19 protein-coding genes are annotated in these 18,974 nt (G+C 53.0%); 7 read left to right on the top strand and 12 right to left on the bottom strand.

Annotated features, from left to right (window positions below):
* Window positions 1–22: 22 nt before the first annotated feature.
* A complete protein-coding gene (locus AACY82_RS16010; RefSeq protein WP_339617852.1) occupies window positions 23–931 on the bottom strand; it encodes an ROK family protein in 909 nt (302 codons plus the stop codon).
* Window positions 932–1,043: 112 nt separating this feature from the next.
* On the opposite strand from AACY82_RS16010, the gene AACY82_RS16005 reads away from it, so the two are divergent.
* Window positions 1,044–1,397: a PilZ domain-containing protein gene (locus AACY82_RS16005; protein ID WP_339617851.1), complete on the top strand. Its 354-nt coding sequence runs from the start codon at window positions 1,044–1,046 to the stop codon at window positions 1,395–1,397.
* A gap of 70 nt (window positions 1,398–1,467) precedes the next feature.
* Here the strand turns inward: AACY82_RS16005 and AACY82_RS16000 are convergent, their stop codons facing one another.
* Window positions 1,468–1,599, bottom strand: coding sequence for a hypothetical protein (locus AACY82_RS16000; RefSeq protein WP_339617850.1), 132 nt, complete (start codon window positions 1,597–1,599; stop codon window positions 1,468–1,470).
* 319 nt (window positions 1,600–1,918) lie between these two features.
* Between AACY82_RS16000 and AACY82_RS15995 the strand changes: the two genes are divergently transcribed.
* On the top strand, window positions 1,919–2,707 hold the full coding sequence (locus AACY82_RS15995) for an EAL domain-containing protein (RefSeq protein WP_339617849.1): 789 nt from the start codon (window positions 1,919–1,921) through the stop codon (window positions 2,705–2,707).
* A gap of 92 nt (window positions 2,708–2,799) precedes the next feature.
* Here AACY82_RS15995 and AACY82_RS15990 read toward each other — a convergent pair whose 3' ends face one another.
* Complete coding sequence (locus AACY82_RS15990; RefSeq protein ID WP_339617848.1) at window positions 2,800–2,979, bottom strand: hypothetical protein; 180 nt, start codon at window positions 2,977–2,979, stop codon at window positions 2,800–2,802.
* Between the two features lie 483 nt (window positions 2,980–3,462).
* Between AACY82_RS15990 and AACY82_RS15985 the strand changes: the two genes are divergently transcribed.
* The gene (locus AACY82_RS15985) at window positions 3,463–4,686 is read left to right on the top strand and encodes an ATP-grasp domain-containing protein (RefSeq protein ID WP_339617847.1); all 1,224 of its coding nucleotides are present in this window, start codon (window positions 3,463–3,465) and stop codon (window positions 4,684–4,686) included.
* Window positions 4,687–4,732: 46 nt separating this feature from the next.
* Window positions 4,733–6,745 carry a hypothetical protein gene (locus AACY82_RS15980; RefSeq protein WP_339617846.1) on the top strand — a complete coding sequence of 671 codons (2,013 nt, stop codon included), beginning with the start codon at window positions 4,733–4,735 and terminating at the stop codon, window positions 6,743–6,745.
* A 45-nt stretch (window positions 6,746–6,790) separates the two neighbouring features.
* Here AACY82_RS15980 and AACY82_RS15975 read toward each other — a convergent pair whose 3' ends face one another.
* The 3 genes from AACY82_RS15975 to AACY82_RS15965 form a co-directional block, all read right to left on the bottom strand.
* Complete coding sequence (locus tag AACY82_RS15975; protein ID WP_339617845.1) at window positions 6,791–7,270, bottom strand: protease complex subunit PrcB family protein; 480 nt, start codon at window positions 7,268–7,270, stop codon at window positions 6,791–6,793.
* An 89-nt stretch (window positions 7,271–7,359) separates the two neighbouring features.
* Window positions 7,360–8,733 carry a DNA repair protein RadA gene (gene radA, locus AACY82_RS15970; protein WP_339617844.1) on the bottom strand — a complete coding sequence of 458 codons (1,374 nt, stop codon included), beginning with the start codon at window positions 8,731–8,733 and terminating at the stop codon, window positions 7,360–7,362.
* A 40-nt stretch (window positions 8,734–8,773) separates the two neighbouring features.
* Window positions 8,774–9,916, bottom strand: coding sequence for a helix-turn-helix domain-containing protein (locus AACY82_RS15965; protein ID WP_339617843.1), 1,143 nt, complete (start codon window positions 9,914–9,916; stop codon window positions 8,774–8,776).
* 298 nt (window positions 9,917–10,214) lie between these two features.
* Here AACY82_RS15965 and AACY82_RS15960 point away from each other — a divergent pair, with 298 nt between their 5' ends.
* Both AACY82_RS15960 and AACY82_RS15955 read left to right on the top strand, forming a co-directional pair.
* Window positions 10,215–11,009, top strand: coding sequence for a family 16 glycosylhydrolase (locus AACY82_RS15960; protein ID WP_339617842.1), 795 nt, complete (start codon window positions 10,215–10,217; stop codon window positions 11,007–11,009).
* Window positions 11,010–11,104: 95 nt separating this feature from the next.
* Window positions 11,105–12,712 (top strand): cellulase family glycosylhydrolase, encoded by a 1,608-nt coding sequence (locus AACY82_RS15955; RefSeq protein ID WP_339617841.1) that lies wholly within the window; start codon window positions 11,105–11,107, stop codon window positions 12,710–12,712.
* A 76-nt stretch (window positions 12,713–12,788) separates the two neighbouring features.
* Here the strand turns inward: AACY82_RS15955 and AACY82_RS15950 are convergent, their stop codons facing one another.
* The 5 genes from AACY82_RS15950 to AACY82_RS15930 all read right to left on the bottom strand — a co-directional run bounded on the left by AACY82_RS15950 (window position 12,789) and on the right by AACY82_RS15930 (window position 17,131).
* A complete protein-coding gene (locus AACY82_RS15950) occupies window positions 12,789–14,264 on the bottom strand; it encodes an ATP-binding protein (protein ID WP_339617840.1) in 1,476 nt (491 codons plus the stop codon).
* The gene (locus AACY82_RS15945) at window positions 14,261–15,034 is read right to left on the bottom strand and encodes a response regulator transcription factor (protein ID WP_339617839.1); all 774 of its coding nucleotides are present in this window, start codon (window positions 15,032–15,034) and stop codon (window positions 14,261–14,263) included. Before AACY82_RS15945 ends, AACY82_RS15950 begins: the two co-directional genes overlap by 4 nt.
* Window positions 15,035–15,183: 149 nt before the next feature.
* The gene (locus AACY82_RS15940) at window positions 15,184–15,951 is read right to left on the bottom strand and encodes a spondin domain-containing protein (protein WP_339617838.1); all 768 of its coding nucleotides are present in this window, start codon (window positions 15,949–15,951) and stop codon (window positions 15,184–15,186) included.
* A 10-nt stretch (window positions 15,952–15,961) separates the two neighbouring features.
* The gene (locus AACY82_RS15935; protein WP_339617837.1) at window positions 15,962–16,663 is read right to left on the bottom strand and encodes a spondin domain-containing protein; all 702 of its coding nucleotides are present in this window, start codon (window positions 16,661–16,663) and stop codon (window positions 15,962–15,964) included.
* Window positions 16,664–16,843: 180 nt separating this feature from the next.
* Window positions 16,844–17,131 carry a YrhK family protein gene (locus AACY82_RS15930; RefSeq protein WP_339617836.1) on the bottom strand — a complete coding sequence of 96 codons (288 nt, stop codon included), beginning with the start codon at window positions 17,129–17,131 and terminating at the stop codon, window positions 16,844–16,846.
* Between the two features lie 150 nt (window positions 17,132–17,281).
* Here AACY82_RS15930 and AACY82_RS15925 point away from each other — a divergent pair, with 150 nt between their 5' ends.
* Window positions 17,282–17,746: a hypothetical protein gene (locus AACY82_RS15925; RefSeq protein ID WP_339617835.1), complete on the top strand. Its 465-nt coding sequence runs from the start codon at window positions 17,282–17,284 to the stop codon at window positions 17,744–17,746.
* Window positions 17,747–17,807: 61 nt separating this feature from the next.
* On the opposite strand, the gene AACY82_RS15920 is transcribed toward AACY82_RS15925, so the two are convergent.
* Window positions 17,808–18,458: a hypothetical protein gene (locus tag AACY82_RS15920; RefSeq protein ID WP_339617834.1), complete on the bottom strand. Its 651-nt coding sequence runs from the start codon at window positions 18,456–18,458 to the stop codon at window positions 17,808–17,810.
* Window positions 18,459–18,974: the final 516 nt, after the last annotated feature.

Here is an 18,974-nt window from a genome sequence, read left to right as displayed (position 1 = left end):
GGGCTTTTTTGTGCCTAGGTTGCTACAGCGGGTTCAGCCACGCGGCGCCGCGCACGCCGCTGGAGTCGCCGTGTTGCGCCTGTAAAATCGGGGTATCGCATTCGCCGCCAAATACGTAGCGTGGCAGCCTTTTAGGCAGCTCACGGTAAATAGCGCTGACATTGGAGGCGCCGCCGCCCAACACAATTGCATCCGGGTCCAGCACGTTAATTACCGCCGCAAACGCACGAGCCAGGTGCTCCATATAGGCATCGACCACCTGCAGTGCGGTCGTATCGCCACTATCGCTGGCGGCCAGTATCTCTGGGCCACTCAGGCGCGCACCTGTCGCTAAGCGATACGTTTCGGCAACCCCTGTGCCCGATATAAACGTCTCTTGGCAGCCGTAGCGGCCGCAATAGCAGGGCCGTGCATTCAGTTGCGGCTCGGGGGTCCAAGGCAGCGGGTTATGGCCCCATTCGCCGCCCACACCATTAGGCCCCGCCAAGGGCGCCGCCCGATAACACACTCCGCCGCCGCAGCCGGTGCCTAAAATCGCCGCAAAGACAAAATCGTACCCGGCGCCGGCGCCGTCGGTCGCCTCCGAAACCGCCAAACAGTTGGCATCGTTGGTGATCTGAACATCGCGTTTAAGCTGCGCGGAGATATCCTTTTGCAACGGCTGGCCATTCAACCACGTCGAATTAGCGTTTTTAACGAATCCGGTTTTACGCGATACGGTACCCGGAATCCCCAAACCCACCGGAATCTCACTGCCCCCCACCGCCGCCTCGGCCTCTTTGACCAACAGCGCAAGGTCCGCCAAGGTACGCTGATAATCATCGCGATAAGTGGGAATACGCTTGCGATAAAGCTCCTCGCTGGTATTGTTTAGCACAATGATCTCGGTTTTGGTGCCGCCCAGATCAATGCCTACTCGTAATTGCGTCATAACTTGTCTCGTTGCGGTGTCGCAGGCTAGCTGTTGTAAAGGCCATTATAACAGCCGGCAAGAGCCGTGCAGATCGACTACAATTATGGCGAAACCAATAACGGATCACCCCATGACTGACTCAGAGCGCCGCCACTTTCATCGTATTCCGTTTCACACAGAGGTCATCCTATCTCAGGCCGGTTTTCATTGGCATGCCCAGCTGTTTGATATCTCTTTAAAAGGGTTACTCGTAGAGGGCGCTTTGCCCGAAGAGGTCGACCCCGACGCCCCGGTGCGCGCCGAGATTGCACTTTCAGAGCAACAGGAGATCTGTATGCAAACTCAAGTGGCACACCGCGAGAGCGACCACACCGGCCTTAACTGCACCTCGATTGATGTAACCAGCATTCGCCACCTGCGCCGCATGCTGGAGCTAAACATCGGTGCCGAAGCCGCCGAGCGAGAGCTGCATGAGCTGCTCTAAAGACGCAAGCAACGCTCACAAGCGCAACCTAAGCCCGTAAACCTCAGCGTCCTTTGACGAAACCACCCTTTTACGTTTTAAACTCGGCAATGGCTAGCCGATTTTGCGACGTCATTTCTCGCAAGTTCGCCGCGCCGCGAACCAACTCTTGCGACAGTTCAGACAGCTCCCCGCGCTCTTTATTGATCGAACCGCTATTCACACCTATTTTCTCCATCGCGCACGCTGCGAGGTTAGTCGGCGATGATACATTTGCGCACTTAACGTAAGCCTGAAAACCGCACCTTAGCAAAGCTAGGTAAAGCACCTGTCGTTAAAAACCTTAAGAGTGGTCAACCTTGTTACTTTCCACCATACTTCACTTAATGCACTGCGACGCTGTCCAGCTAAGGCCTGTGTCACTGCCCCACAATACACAGGGTTAAAAGGCCGCCGCTATACATGCTAAAGTCAACGCGGCAAAGCTGCCTCACTATGGCAAAGCAGCTCATCACCGGCACACGAGGAGGCGGACTTACCTTATGCCCAAACGCGGTACAACTCCCAGCGATTACAGCGAACTAACGTGTGCCGCTTGCGCCCATGGGCAGGCACTAGGTTTTGATTTTTCCATGGCGTTTCAACCCATCGTCGATGTTAGTCAACAAAAGGTGGTGGGCTACGAGGCGCTAGCGCGAGGCCTGAACGGCGAATCTGCAGGGCAAGTCATGGCGCAGGTAAACGAGCACAATCTTTATCGCTTTGATCAAACCTGCCGTGTCAAAGCAATCGCCCTTGCGGCGCAATTGGGTATTACCGGTTACGTCAGTATTAATTTTCTTCCCAACGCGGTTTATCGGCCCGAACTGTGTATACGCACTACCCTCGACGCGGCGGTCCGTTACAACTTTCCCATTGAGCGCATTTTGTTCGAAATCACTGAGGTGGAGAACGTACGCGACAAGTCGCACCTGCGCGATATCATCCGCTACTATCAGCAAAGTGGATTTCGTACGGCACTGGACGACTTTGGTGCGGGTTATGCTGGCTTAAATATGCTCGCCACCTTCCAGCCGGATATTGTAAAGGTAGACCGCGAGCTACTCAGCGATATAGATAGCCACCCCGTCAAACAGGCCATTATCCGCCACACCTTAGCCCTGTGTGCCGAATTAAACCTAACGCCACTCGCCGAGGGCGTGGAAACCGAGGCGGAATATCAGTATCTGCGTGCCGTGGGTTTTAATCTGTTTCAGGGCTTTCTGTTTGCCCGGCCCGGCTTTGAATATTTGCCAGAGGTAAACTGGCCGACGGAGCATCATAAGCATTAAAAAAACGTTTAAGCAAAAAGGAGGTAATCGCCCTCGCCACCATCCACATTAAGCTATTTTTAACTATCCAACTTATCGCAACAAACCTGCCATCACGGTGAAGCTTTATTGGCCTTACAAACCAAAATCATCAGCTCTAATATTATACCCGCAGGTAATACAAGCATTATCGCCACAGTAAAATCGGCTATTACCAACAACAGAATAAACACCGCTGCGAGAATCACCAGCCCCACACACTCCACCTTACCAACGTTTATATTTTTATTCATATCAAACCCCTAGCGTTACTTCAAGCTAACAAAAATAACCTAGCACAGAGGAAGAAAAGGAACACCACTAAGGCTTAAACGCTTTATATCGACCCTCACTTGACAAAAAATTAACCCTAACCTAATACATCTAAACCTAACCCGAAACACGTAAACAAAACATCATAGGCATTTTTTCGACCAGCCGAGAATCGCTACGCCATGCTGACACTGTTATGGCGTTATCCGGCAAAACCATGCCACTTTATGACGATCGTGACCTCGAGCAGTAGCACGTGTGAAAGCTACAGCGGCCTACTGCCCTAGAGTGGCGCTTTAAACAGGTTATAGCCTTCGCTTAAACCGCATTCATTTGCGGTAACAGCCAATGCCCTGTACCGTGGGTAGTCTGGCGAACAGAGTTCTTTACTGTTCCAATGTATTCCCCATGTGACCGGTTATGGTCCAACCGTTCAGTTCACTTGATTATAAAGCGAGGATGTTATGGATATCGATCCGAATAAAGGTTATATCGCTCTACTTGGCTGGAGCCTAAATGCAGTAGAGGCTGCGGCAACCTTCGACCGTCGCTATATCGTGGTGGCGCCCGATTGGGCGCAGGAGTACTGCGAGCAACACAACATCCCTTATTTGTCCTGGAACTTTGAACGGCTTAATGAACGCTCGTTTGAGATTGCCAACAAACTTAAAGAAGAAGGCGTTGATGTAGCGGTGCCTTTGTATGAAGAAACCGTTGAATGGGCCGGTGCCATTAACTCTGTATTACTAGACAACCCGCGCTTGCTTGGGCAGTCCATGCTGATGCGCGATAAGTCACTCATGAAACGTCGCGCACAGCTGGGTGGCATTCGGGTGGGTATTTTTGAAGAGGCCCACGATCACGAAGACGTGGTACGTTTTTTAAAGCGTGTTAATCAAACCCTATTAAAACTCGATGGCGACCCCACCGACCCCATCCACTTTAAAGCATTTGATAAAGCCGGCTGCTTAGGCCACCGGGTGATTCGCACACCCGACGATGTAGCCACGATTCCCGATGAAGAATTTCCTGCGCTCATAGAATCGCACTTAGATGGTTGGGAATTTGCGGTAGAGGCTTGGATACACAACGGCAAAATTGCTTTTTTGAATATCTCTGAATACGTTTCTCTGGGCTACTCGGTGTATGTGCCAGCATCACCAGAGCTAGAAAAATATCGCGATCAAATTCGCCAGCAAATAGAAAAACTAATTAAAGTTTTTGATATCGATTTTGGTTTTGTCCACCCGGAATACTTTTTAACAAACGATGGCGAAATGTACTTTGGCGAAGTTGCCTATCGTCCGCCGGGCTTTAAAGTGTTTGAGCTGCTGGAACGAGTTTACGGGTTTAACGCCTATCAGGGGCTAATGCTGGCATTTGACCCCAAAGCCACCGACCAGGAAGTGAGCGAGTTTTTCCCCCGCGAGATTGTCGATGCCAAAGGCTATGCCGGTTGCTTTGGGGTTTATCCACGCCGCCGGGTTGTTAGCCATTTAGATATTCCCGAAGAGACCGAAAACCACCCTTATTTTGAATCGCACGATTTGAGTACCCCCATGGAGGAGACCGTCACAAAGCGCACTGCCTTTGGCACCCACTGGGGGCTGCTGTACTTTGTCGGTGAGGACGCCGAAGAAATGCACACCTTACTCAAGCGTCAGGAAGAATTAGACTTTTATGTGTGAAGAAGCCTTGCTAAGCTGCGGACTCTATAAGCGATAAGCCTAACCTATGACCAGCCAATTGCCACAGTCCGACAAATTGCAGCGTTTGCTGGTACAGATGGACGATGCCATCGCCAAGCTTGCCAGCGCCCCCGACTTTGCCAAACCCGGTAAAGTCGGTCGGGTGTTCGACACCGCGCGACGCATTTTGCTAACCGAGGCCGGCGCAGCGGCACTTGAGTCGCGCGCCCAAACAATAGAGGAGGCCGGCAGCTTTGCCGGCTCCGACTGGGCCGATCCGCACACCTTGGTACCCAGCCTTACCCAACAATCGCTGCAAAGCAATAACGCCGACGTGCTCGCCATTGAGGCCCTAAGCGAGCTGCGCCTGCTGGCAACGGCCAAAGGCGATTATCTTCATCCAAGCATCTCGGCCGAGCAAGCACATCATTACCTGACCCAGGTTTTAGCGATCAACTTAACCCTGCTGTTCTCCTCCCCCGGCGAGGCCGAACGTGAAACTCAGGGCCGCCTAGCCGAGCTGCCACGGATGCTGGTGCGTCACTTGGCCGACCGCATCGGGTATGAACATGTCATTGATACGTTAATCGATGAAATCTGGCGCATCCTCCGTCAGCGGCCGATCCAGATTGACCCAGTCAAACAGATGATTACCCAAATTGCCATTTGCCGCACTCGCACCGATGTCGATTTGGGTAACAGCGGTGTAGGCGCCGAGCGCTTAGTCAGCAGTTTATTTGGCCCCACCCAGGCGTGCCGCGAAGACCCAGGTGTCGAGGTATACCAACAACGCATCGAATACTTTGACAGTGCCGCACTGCAAGCCGAAGCTACCGGCTTTGCCCGCGCCATGCACGACACAGGCTTAGTGTCGCCATATCACGCCATGTTTTTGCGCTACCTAAACGAACAACACGATCACCTATTGGTCGACGCACTCGGCTTATCTGGCACCGGACGCGACAGCCTACTGTGCTACCGTGAGCTCGTCCGTGCGTTAATCGCGCAAGCGGTGCACCCGGCCACCGCACAGGCCGCTTACGGCCTGGCGATGATGCTTGAACGCGGCATTCTTTATCGCGCCGCAGTTGCGCCATCACTGTGGCGGCAACTGCATTTAGTCTTATCCGAATGGTCACACGACCGCTTGCAGCTGGTATTTGGCAATCAAGTCCCGGCAACAACACGACTATTAGAGGGCGTGCTGTGTATGCTGGGTTTGCCATTAGGCGTGGGACAAGGCAATAACCCGACTTGCCAATCGGCACGAGCGCTCTCTATTTGGGCATATAACGACCCAGACTACTTACTGCAAATTATTGCGTCGGCCGTGCGCGACGATGAAATCGTGATGAACTTTGAAGGCCAACCTATTTCATCGCGCGCACTACTGGACGACCCGACTCGTTTATTGCCTTTCGATCTCGACCCGGTATCGTTACTGTTAGTGCCGCATCTGGATTATGTTTACTCACAAATGGGCCAGCTGTGTATTGGTCGCGAGGGCGACCCACATCGCTGGATTAACCCCGAGTTTCACGGTTGGTGGGTAGGCCGGGGGTTTAGTATTAATGTCGATGTGGCAACCGGCCAGCTCACAGCGCTAGATGATTTTTTGCGGCACTTTTACGCGTATTATCACCCTTACTACAACGGCAACCAACCGCTTATTCATCCACAGCCAGCAGGCATTGCCGTTACCGACAGCGCCGCTCGTTTTATAGGCTGGCATGCCATTACTATTCAACGGGTGGCACTGGACCCCAGCGGCGAAATGCGGGTGTACTTTTTTAACCCCAATAACGACAGCGGGCAAGACTGGGGCGACGGCGTCAAAGTAGATACCGCTGACAACGGCGAAGTCTACGGTGAATCATCTTTGCCAGTTGCCCTATTTGCCTCGCGTTTATATATTTTCCACTATGACACACTCGAACGTGGCGAGCCCGAAAACGTCACCATCGACGAGCTAGAAACCATCAAAGGTTATATCTACCGCAGCTGGGGCAGCGAACGCCGTGCAGACCCCGGCATGCAAGCCAGTGATGGAGTGGTGTAACGGACACAAGCGCAGCAGTAATGTGGCTAAAATTGCTTAAAAAACTTAATCACAGTCAACCGTTTTTGTTTTACTGGAAAAGGTAACCGGCTTATTAATTTTTGCCGTACTGACAAAACAATAGGGGTAGGTTAACGCCCCATCCACACCACACGCCCCACCCGGCTCTTTGTCGACGTAATTTACGGTAATCGCTTCATCGCTCTCTCGGATTTCGGTTATCGCCACGCTGTGGCCGCCAGAGGTTTTCATACCCGAATACACGGCAAGTACCGTCCTAGTATCAAAATCCACATGGGGAGGACTATCCTGGGAGTTTAGATCGGCACTCATGTAGCGCTCTAGGTACCGATGAGGGTCATTAATCACTTCAGTTTCGGGCTCCTTTATCGAGGAGTTTCCCGGCACGGTCGGACAGGCCAGCGAGGTAAACGTCACGCTTGAATCATCGCGCTTATCATCACTCCCACAACTTGCCAGAGCGGTGCAGATAAATATTAAAGGTAATCGTTTACAAAATATCATGTAGCATTCCTGCTCGTGTTGCCCATCCTCGCCCCCTCCCGATAGACACCGAACCCTAGGGGTGACAACGCTCAACAAGTTCGAACAGCCTAATCAATCGCCTCCAGCGCTTCGGTCAAATTACTTACACCAACCACCTCAAACCCCGGAATAGTTTTTTGCGGCGCATTGCCTGCCGGCACAATCGCGCGCTTAAAACCGTGTTTAGAGGCTTCGCGCAAACGCTCCTGACCACTGGGTACGGGACGAATTTCGCCAGCCAAGCCGACCTCGCCGAATACCATTAGATCCCGTGGTAATGGGCGGTCACGAAAGCTGGATACAATCGCCAACAACAACGCCAAGTCAGCGCTGGTTTCAGCGACGCGTACGCCGCCGACGACGTTGACGAATACATCTTGATCACCCACCATGATGCCGCCGTGGCGGTGTAATACGGCGAGCAACATCGATAGGCGGTTTTGATCGAGCCCCACGGCTACCCGCCGCGGATTACCTAAATGGCTGTCGTCTACCAGCGCTTGGATCTCGACCAGCAACGGGCGGGTGCCCTCCCACATCACCATCACCACCGAGCCGGATGAGACATCCTCACCGCGTTGCAAGAAAATCGCCGAGGGGTTGCTGACCTCTTTCATACCTTGCTCGGTCATGGCAAATACGCCCAATTCGTTAACCGCGCCAAAGCGGTTTTTGCTACCGCGCAGGGTTCGAAAGCGTGAGTCGTGTGAGCCCTCTAATAAAATCGAGCAATCGATCATATGCTCTAGCACTTTGGGGCCGGCCAGCGAGCCGTCTTTAGTCACGTGGCCCACCAAAATAACGACTGTGCCGGTTTGCTTGGCAAAGCGGGTTAAAAAAGCCGCCGCCTCGCGCACTTGCGATACCGAACCGGGCGCCGATTGGATATCGCTTAAATGCACCACCTGAATCGAATCCACCACCAATACTTTAGGTCGAACTTTTTCGGCGCTCATACAAATAAGTTCGACGCTAGTTTCGCTGAGCATTTGCAGTTTATCGGTGGGCAGCCCCAAGCGTTTTGCGCGCATGGCCACTTGCTGCAACGATTCTTCACCGGTAACGTAAAGCGCGGGCGTTGACTCGGCAAGCTTACACAGCGTTTGCAACAACAGCGTACTTTTACCCGCCCCCGGATGACCGCCAATTAACACCACCGAGCCGGGCACTAAGCCGCCCCCCAACACCCGGTCAAACTCACCAGTACCACTCGAAAGGCGCGGTAAATCCTCTAAGCTAATCTCGGCCAAAGTTTGTACTTGCGCTTGGGTGCTGCCAGCATAACCCGAGAATTCTGCGCCCCGTGCACCCCCTTTAGGCGCAGGGCCAAGCTTCATCTCAACCACAGAGTTCCAGGTGCCGCACTCGCTGCACTGACCCTGCCACTTACCAAAATCGGCACCACACTCGTTGCACACAAACGCTGTTTTACTTTTTGCCACACTCACTCCGTTAAATTGCTTAATTGCCGGGTTACGTTCGCTACAGACCTTGCTCTTTGCGATATTGCGAGGGCGTTTTACCCACCTGTTTTTTAAAAATCGCGTTAAAGGTTGATTTGCTGGTAAAACCAGACTCAGCCAATATTTGCAGCATCGTCCAGTGTTGTTTATCAGGCTCTTTTAATAAATGCTTAGTCTGCTCCACCCGATAACTGTTAATAAACTCAAAAAAGTTTTTGCCAAAATGCTGATTTAAAATGCGCGACAGCGTGCGCTCGGGCAACGATAAGCGCTTGGCTAACAACTCGAGCGATATGTCGGCTGACAAGTAGGGCTTATCGGTGTGCATGTACTCACTCACCCGTGTCACTTGCTCGGGTTTATAGGGTTCGGGCTCGCCGCCGGTGGGCTCGGCACCTAGGCCGCCAAACAAGTGCGTATAACGGATGCTAATAAACACCAATGCGTTAACAAAGATAAACGCCATATAGTGGCTGGCGATACCCAGGATATTGGATAGCCCCTCCCCCACCCGCTCACCCAGCAAGTGCACCGTAAGCTTCCAAAGCGCGATAAACATAAAACCGAGCACCACCCACAGTAACCAGCGCCGCTCGCTAACCTCGACGTTGGCGTAGCGCTCTAACAGCTGGCGCCGGTAGTGCCACAGCAGCCACAAGCTAGCGCCACCATAGGCCAGTACGCTTAAGTGCCACACGGTCATAAAGTGGGTCATCAACGGCGTCCACATAAACGCCAAATCGGCCATTGCCGCAATTTTGTCGGCCCGGGGCAAAACGTAATAGTGGCTGATTAACAGGACGCCAGCAATCAGCGCGGGCAGCAGATGCAAGAGATAGCGCTTGCGAATGGGCCGCTGCTTATAGAGCACGCTCGCCACAAACCCATACAGTAACGGCCCCTGCAGCCAGTAGCTAAAACTACCCAAAAACAACAAATTGGGGTGCCAGTTAAGCACGGCCTGACGCAACGTATTGCTCCAAATAAACAGAGTATCCAGTTCTTGTACGGCGGTTATAAGCAACATGGCCGCTAATAGGCACACGCTAATATCGCCCTTGCGCCGGGTGACCAGCAGCAAGATCGCGAGCATCACATACTGTGAGGCCGCCAGCACCAAAACTAAATCGTGAATATTAAACAGCAGAGAGTCGTGGCTCAAAGTGATGTCTCTTATTGTAGTGACCCCGGCATCAACAAGCCCACAGAGGGCGCGGCCAGGGTGTCCGAGTTAGAAATACCGAAAGTCGGACGCGCCAAGTTCACGATTCATCGGCCATTCGGGCGCTCCGCTCATGCGCCGGCATTATGGTAAACCTGTGGCGGATACAACAATCACCTTGCCGCTTAGCACAGCGTACAGGTACGCCACCCACAAAGCTTAGACCTGTCGTCCGTTCCCACAGGGCGCTCGCCGGTCAGGCTATAAGACTAAGACAGATAATAACGAGAGGTCAAAGATGCTACAGAATATTTATCGCTCTATCGCACTGACTACCGCCGGTATCGCACTGTTGGCGAGCACTCACGCCAGCGCCCAATCGGGCTATTTTAAAGATGATTTTAGCTGGGGCTTTAACAGCAGTATTTGGCAAGCCCGCAGCGGCAGTAATGGCACACCTTTTGGTTGCACGTTTGACCCGAGCATGATCAACCCCAGCTCCCATGGCATCACGCTAAGTGTAACACCGGGCCAGTGCGCCGAGCTACGCACCAACCAAAACCTCGGTTATGGCAAAATACAAGGCAGCTTAAAAACCGGCAACGCACCCGGCACCGTAGCCTCGATTTTTACCTATACCTCTTGGTACGACACACCCGGGCGCCCCTGGCAGGAGATTGACATTGAGTTTCTGCCAAGCTTGGGCAATGTCGTTCATACTAACGTTATTTACCAACCCCAAGGCGGCACCTACGAGAGCTGGGAGCAAGACATCGACTTAGGGCAGTACGGCCTAAACATCACCCAAGATCTGGTCACCATCGGCTTTGATTGGTCCAGCTGGAAAATTGAGTGGTATGTGTACGATGCTTGGGGTAACCAGCAAGTGATCCGCACTCTGTACAAAGATAATGGCGATGGCTATGTGGCCAATAACGAAATCCCCCAGTACGCTTGGCCTCAGGATCCAACCCGCATCATGCTCAACCACTGGCATGGCGACAACTCAGCATCTGGTATGTACTTTCCACAAGAGTACTTCTGGGAAAACACGTGGGCCTATTACGATTATTTGGAGTATGTGCCCCACTAACTTCTACGCTTAAACATTAGCACCCACAATGGCAGGGGCGGCTTAACGCTGCACCTGCCATTGTGCCGATAGACATATTAATAACAGGTCTCACTATGCAAACCCAGCTTGAACCCAAGTGGTCGAAACTGTTTTTACGTACCGGTTTAATCGCCAGCATTAGCGTGTTAACCGCTTGCGGCAGCAGCGGCGGCACTAAGTCAGAGCCCCCCACAGCGTCATCCAGCGCTAGCAGCGTAGCCTCTAGCAGCTCAACCTCTAGCGATGCGTCGAGCAGCATCGCATCCAGTGCTAGTAGTAGCTCAGTTTCTAGCGGTGTTGCATCCAGCAGCTCTGAGGCCGGCGGGTGCGCACCAGACGTGGCGGCCACCATCGGCACAACCACTACCCGGCTTGAGGCCGAGCACTACAGCAGTTGCAGCGAGCAAAGCAAAACCACCGAGGCCGACGATGCGCTTTCGGGCGGGCTTGCTATTAGCGACACCGGCAGCTCCCTAGATTACCGGGTCGATGTGCAAACCTCGGGGCTATACACCGTGACCTACCGGGCACGTGCCAGCAACAGCAGTAGCCGTTGGGCGTTAGCGGCCGGCGGACAAACAATAAGCAACAGTGAGGTCGAGCTGGCCGCGAGCGAAGCGCCCGAGTGGCAAGATGTAAGCACAGCAGCGGTGTATTTGACCGACGGCCCACAAACCATAGCGCTAAACTTTGCCCAAGCAGGCGCCGCGCTCGATTACCTAGAGTTGCACTACGATGAGCCGACCCAGTACACGCCCCACGAGGCGGTAGCGCAAATGGGCATTGGCATTAACCTTGGCAACACGCTCGATGCCTACCCCAACGAAGGCGACTGGGCACCGGCGGCGCAAGAGTCTTACCTAATCGCGTTTGCCGATGCAGGCTTTGGCCACGTGCGCATACCCGCCACCTGGGACAACCACACAGCCACCAGCGAGCCTTACGCGGTAGACACATCGCGCATGGACCGTACCGAGCAGGTGGTAGACTGGGCCCTGGCCCAAGGCTACTACGTTGTGTTAAACGCCCACCACGAGATCTGGCTAAAGCAGGATTACCAAAACGCCGCCAACCGCGAGCGCTTTGACGCCATTTGGACACAGATTGCCGAGCGTTTTGCGCACAAGTCGGCGCGCTTGGTGTTTGAGATCCTCAACGAGCCAAACGGTATGACGCCCGCACAAAGCAATGACTTAAACCCGCGCATACTGGATATTATCCGAGCCAACAACCCCGACCGACTGGTTGTGATTGCCGGTAGTGGCTATACCCCGGTGGATACTTTGGCCGATATTAAGCTGCCTGCCGACAATAAGCTTATTGCCAACTTTCACTCCTACGACCCATGGGAGTTTGCCGGCCAATGCACCCGAGGCTGGGGCACAACGGCAGATAAAAACGAGCTAGAAAACGTATACCAAACCGCCAGCACCTGGGCACAAACCAACGAGGTGCCGGTAACCGTTAATGAATTTGGCGCAGCCCACGAAGATTACGAACACCCTGAGAACATTTGCAACCAAGCCGACCGGTTAGAATATTTACGCGCTCACGTTAACTTTGCCACTCAGTATGGTATCGCCGCTACCGTGTGGGACGATAACGGCTCGTTTGGTGTGTACAACCGAGAGCAAGGCAGCTGGGGGCCAGAGAAAGATATTCTGGTGGCGCCAAACCCTTAACATCAGCCTCAACGCATCAAGTCAACCCAAAACCGGACGTCCACCGTCCGGTTTTTTATGGGCGGTCTGCGGCCACTTACCCGACGTTAGCGCGCGGCAACTCGAAAGAAAAACAAGTGCCCGCCCCCTCCTCCGAGGTCACCGAGATTTGGCACTGGTGTAAATCCAATATGCGCTTAACAATGGCGAGCCCAAGGCCGGTGCCCTCGCCCTGCGCAAATCGCTGGCCTTTGGCTTGATAATAGCGCTCAAAAATACGTGGCAGTTTATCTTTGGCCACGCCGACGCCGGTGTCGGCCACATCGACCGCCACACCGTTATCGCCCGCCGCTAACGATACGGTAATACTGCCGCCGTCGGGGGTGTAACATAAAGCGTTATCGATTAAGTTTTCAAACACACGCTCCATTAACGCAATATCGGCGGTTACCGCATAAGGGCGCCGCGCTAAATCGGCGTTGACGGTAATATTGCGCTGGCTGGCTTTAAGCTCAAATTTTTGCAAAACATCTTGTAATAGCTCGGCCAACAAAAAGGTTTCGCAACTCAGCTCAGTGCGGCCGGTGTCCAGTTTGCTTAGCTCAAACAGCTCTTGCACTAATTTGGTTAAGCGCCGGCAGTGCGTGTAAGCAATTTTTAAATAACGGGTGCGTTCGACGTCACTGAGTTTTTCGTCACGAATGGCCAAAGTCTCTAAGTAACCCTGCATCGATGCCAAAGGCGTACGCAAATCGTGCGAGACATTAGATACTAATTCGCGCCGCAGCCGGTCGGTTTGCTCTAGCCGCTGTAATTGATCGTGAATTTTTGCTTGCATGCGGTGAAAGGTATCGTGCAAATAGGCAATCTCATCACCGGATGCAGCGCCACTGTGCGCGACATTCAGCTCCACACGCTGAAAGTTTTGCATATCACGGGCAAGGCGGCGCAAGGGCTTGGTCATCGCCGCAAAAATTAACACCGCGGTTATCAATGCAAAAAGCACGATGGCAATTAACCCGCCTAAACTTAAACGCAACACGTAACTCTCGGTTAAGGAGTCGCGCAGCGATTGGTACAACTTGCCGCCCAGCACCACATATAGATAACCCACGCGCTGACCATCGTCTTCAACCGGCCAAGCCGAGAACACCTTGTCTGTTCGGCCGGTGCGCGGATCGGTGCCGGTAATCGGCAGCGGGCGCTCATCATTCAACCATGCTTCAATGGGCGCCACATCAATACGCGGCTGAACCAGCTCGGACTCAGGAAAAGCGTGGTCCAGGATTTTTCCCGAGGCATCCGTTAGGTACACCTCGACAATGGGGTTAACCACCATCACCAACTCGGCCAGCTCTTGCATGGCGGCGTGGTTCACTACACCGCTATCAATCAAAGGCGCACGATTGACAATATACATCCCTAAACTGCGATTTAGGCTTTGGGTCATCTCTTGGTAGTAGCGGTTGCTGCTCCAGTACACCAACACTAAATAGGCCACGCCGATGCTGGCAAACAACACGATAAGTACCAGCGACATACGCGCATAAAGCGTGCTAAACCAGCGGCTCACGGGGTCACCTCGGCGCACGGCTCGCCACAAAATTTATACCCTACCCCCCACACAGTTTTTAAATAGTACGGCTCGGCGGGGTTGTGCTCTATTTTGCCGCGCAGCCGATTAATATGGCTGTTTACGGTGTGCTCGTAACCATCGTGGCCATACCCCCACACGGCATCCAGCAACTCCGAGCGGCGAAACACGCGCCCTGGGTGCGAGACAAAATACCACATAAGTTCAAATTCTCGGGCGGTTAACTCGACCGGCTCACCATTAACGCTTACGCTGCGCTGCGCTTGATCGATATGCAAGCCCTCTACGGTGATGACCTGCGCGGGTTTGTTAGCGGGGGTCTTATTGTGCTCGGCGCGGCGCAACAGTGCCTTGACGCGCGCCATCAGCTCCAACGTGCTAAAGGGTTTGGTGAGGTAGTCATCGGCGCCCAGCTCTAAGCCCAACACTCGGTCCAGCTCGGTGGAGCGCGAGGTTAATATAAGCACCGGGGTAAGTACGCCCTGACTGCGCAATTCGCGACAGATATCCAGGCCATCGATGCCCGGCAGCGATAGATCCAACACAATAGCGTGCCAGGTTTGCCGCAGCGCCAGCGGTAAGGCATCGTCGCCACGGTGGCACACCTCAACCTCGGCATCCAGCTCAGACAAATGCATCCGGATCAGCTCGGCCAGATCTTGTTCGTCCTCCACCACCAAAAAACGTTTGCGCGCCTGAGGCTGGGGTGGTTTTTTATTAACGTAGGCTAAACGGACATTATCGACCATGGGCAGTCCTCGCTCGCAAAATGGCAACCAGAGGTGAATAACAAACAGACGCACCCGTGTGGCGAATGTTACAAAACTCACCACGCGGGCGCGCAAGCCCAAAAACTGATGCCGTGACAGCCCCGCAAAGCACCGCCACAGCCCCGCGATTACTGCATGCGCGTTATCTCTACCTGCATCACAGGGTTGTCAAAGCGCTGGGCCTCGCTTAATGCCGAGCTCGCCATCCCGTCATCAAACGATACCACGCCACTGTGCAGCCTAAGTTCGTCGACGAAATCATCGCGCTCGGCATTAAAACCTTCTTGCAAGCCACCGGCGGCGGCCGGACCAATAATGGTATCGGCGCTTTCGCTATTACGCTCTGTGCCGGTATCGTAGCTTAGGGTCTCAAAGGTAATGGTGTCATCTACTTGCAGCCCCCCGAGGTCTTTGCCGCTGAGCATAGTAATACCGTCGTTGGTATTCGCCAGCATGGAGACTAGCCCAATATACATACCCTCGGGCGAATCGGTGGCCGTATTTACCTCTAGCATCATGGTCTGACTTAAACCCGGCATCAAGGGTCCGCCTTCGGCAGAGCGTGCCAGATAAACATGTTCGCTGCCCATGGCGGCGTCCAGTAACTGGCTATTGTCGCCACTTTCAGCTAACACCTCTAACGCTACGCTGACCGGCTCACCCATTTTTGCCATCTGAAACTCGCCATCAAAAACCATAGCGGCCAGTGGTGACAACGGCTGACCGCGAGTCATATTGGTAATGTTAACCGCATAGGTAAACGTCATGGATTCAGGTTCAGGCATCGGCTCAGGGGTAGGCGTCATCCCCATAGGGCTGTCGTCATCGTCGCTACCGCAACCGGCCAAAGCCAGTGTCAGAACGCACAAACCCGCGATTAGATATTGTTTGTTCATAGCGGTCTCCTTACTCTACGGTGATAGTGACGCGGGCAACGGGGTTTAACCAACGGTGGCGGGTGGCGTCGATATCGCTACCGCCTGCAACGCTGTCGGTATCGCCCAACACGCCGCGGTGAATATGCACAAACCCCTCTGCTTCGCCGGGCATTCCGGTACCGTTATTGCCCAGCTGAGGGTCTAGCGGTGGCGGCACGGGCATTCCCGGCTCGCCCGGCATCCCACTGCCACGCAGTTCATCGTTGGCCTCGGTGCCGGCATCGTAGCCTTTAAGCATGTACTGATAGGTGCCCGGTTCAGTAGGCAACCACATAGCATCCAACCCCACAAAACCATCGTTAGTCGGTAGCAACATAGCCACAATTGAAAGGTGATTATTATCGGGGGCATCGTCATTGTTAAACATGGCGGTGGCAGATGCACCGGCCGCCAACAGCCCTCCGGCGGGGTTGGCGACAGCAATACCACTAAGGCCATCTATCTCGCCCACCAAAGGCTCAATGTTGCCACCCTCAGCCATCGTCTGCAGCGGTAACGAGGCCTCACCACCCACGGCAAACAAGTGGTTCTCTGCCGGGTGCGCGGCCACCAATAATGGGGTAAAAAACGTGCTGCGTGTTAGGTTTTGAATTTCGACAGTGTACTCAGCGCCGTTAGCGCCCGTGGCGGCCAGTATCATTAAGCTCGCCAGTGCAGATAATCTCTTCATCGTGTTCTCCCTGTTCGACATAAATATGGAATACGGCAGAAATAATGCCGATAACCCATTGTCAGGGGAGCACACAGTCGAATCCTCACAGAAGTATCACGGGCCGATCACGTTTTACTAAAAACTGCACATTTACGCAGAGAATTACGCCAAAATTTTAGTTCAGCGCGCAAACAACCCTTACGGCCCCTCGCTAACCGACGCGGTACCTCCATTCACTCGCTGCAGGTGAAGGTTGCGAACTACCCGGATTGCAGGACGCACAGTAAACAAAACCGAACCAACTAAAAAGAACCAAGTGGCGGCATACTCTGTCTCGGCTTTAAAAAACAACACACTTCCCACGATAAATAAAACACCGGCCAGCAAATCATTTATTGCGTAAAAAAAGTCATACCGGGAGCTAATCTCAATATGCCGCGGACTTAAGTGCGGCAATCGCCGGTCAAACAAACTGAATCTAAACACAAAGGCTCCTATATCTAGTGGTGGGAAACTCCCACATTCACCGTCACCATAAACGCTCTGGCACTGATCCTGCTTAAGCCTATGAACGAACATTAATTATGAACATGCGCAAAAAACAAAGGCAAGCCTTGATGAGGCTAAGGAGACACAATGGCAATGGTACCCAAAACGATGGATGAACTGTTATCCGCCATTGAACAATTTCACACCGGCTTAGCGGCACACTTGGTGGACTGCGCCGATAGCGGCGCACCGGAGCGCGAGCAACTGTTGTTAAACTATCTTGCAACGCACGAGCAAAAACTCGCCGAGACTCTGGCTTTTTTCCGCCAACAAGAAGCGCTGGGGCCACTCAACACGTGGTTTTACGCTTATACCGACCGCCACCCAATCACCTTGCGCGACCCGCGTGAGGCCGACTTTAAAAACTTAGACTGCGAAAAAATTTGTGCGGAAATCAGTGATACCCATGCACAACTGGTGGATTTGTATGAACATTTGCACGAACGTGCCGAATGCGAGTCCAGCCGCCGCACACTAGCGCAGCTGCTGAATATTGAAAAAAGTAATGCGAAGCTATTAGCTCGCGAGGCGGTGCGAGCCCAAGAGATGTAAATATTACAGACTTTGTCAGCAGTGCATCGGCTGGCGTAGCCCGCTAGCCTGCCGACGTTAATCACTCAGCGGGCGACTCAACCAATGCGGGGCCCCGCATCCACAAGGTGCCCCCCATCGTCATAACAACCGAAATCTCTACTTCCACCACTTGGGCCTCTTTTGGTTCCGGCACATTAAATTTAACATGGTACCGATGCCACTGAGCCAGACCCGACGTCTCCACTATCGGCTCACTTTTAAAGAATAAGTTTGAACTGCCCATCATGGCAGGGGTGCCCTTTCTTAAGCCTCGAATTTTTACGGCTACAGAAGGCGGTTCCATCGGCTCACCATACTCTTCTGTATACTCGGCCTTCACATCCACCGAGAACTCCAGCGTTTTACCCAGCAGCGGCTCGATATCTTTTTTACGGTACCGCTGGCTTATTTTTCCCCACGGCTCAACGCCGACTCTGGTAAGCGCCAAGACGCTATCATCGACACTAACACGATAAGAAGTATTACTGGCGTGCTGAAAAAGCTTCCAATCAGCCATCTCACCACTGTCGCTCGCAACAAACAACGGGTTCTTTATATAGCCCGAATCCGGTGCGACATAAGGCTTAGCAATGTTCGACTCACTCTTCGGCTTCTCATCAACGCCCTTCTCGCAGCCAACCATACTGCAAGCCAAAACACATAAAAGTCCCAAGTTTTTCAAAAACGCCAAAAGATTCTCCTTGCGCGCTTACCTGTTTATTGTATAAGCGCATAGTATTTTAAGTAACCCAACCAATTAACTACTACTGCGAAGCCACGATAAGATTGAAAAAACCCAAAAATCGCATGATACAGCAAAACTCAGCATCAGATTAAGCACATTTCATTTCGCAGTGAAGCGACTAGAGTAAGGAGTATAAAACCATAGTATGGCCGCCGATTGACACCAACACCCTTCGCAACCCAATCTTGAACGCGCCGAAGTTGTCAAATCGTTAAATAGCCTCTTTGCGAGGTTCATCATCGTATTGCTTGTCCATAGCCCTCCACTTGGGCAGTTTATTATCAATCATAAAACCGTCCTCAATATCGTGGGAAGTCCATATAATTATACTGGGTGCTTACTTTTCATGGGTAACTTGGACATCTAACGCTTCAATCAGCCGACGCGTTAGCGGTCGGCTGTACTGATTTGTGTACGCCCAGCATGGGCATGAACTAATGGGGTGAAAGTCCCCTGTAGGAA

Origin of the sequence: uncultured Gilvimarinus sp. (assembly GCF_963972205.1) — a bacterium.
GTDB classification, from domain to species: domain Bacteria; phylum Pseudomonadota; class Gammaproteobacteria; order Pseudomonadales; family Cellvibrionaceae; genus Gilvimarinus; species Gilvimarinus japonicus.
This window is presented reverse-complemented; position numbering and strand designations above follow the sequence as displayed.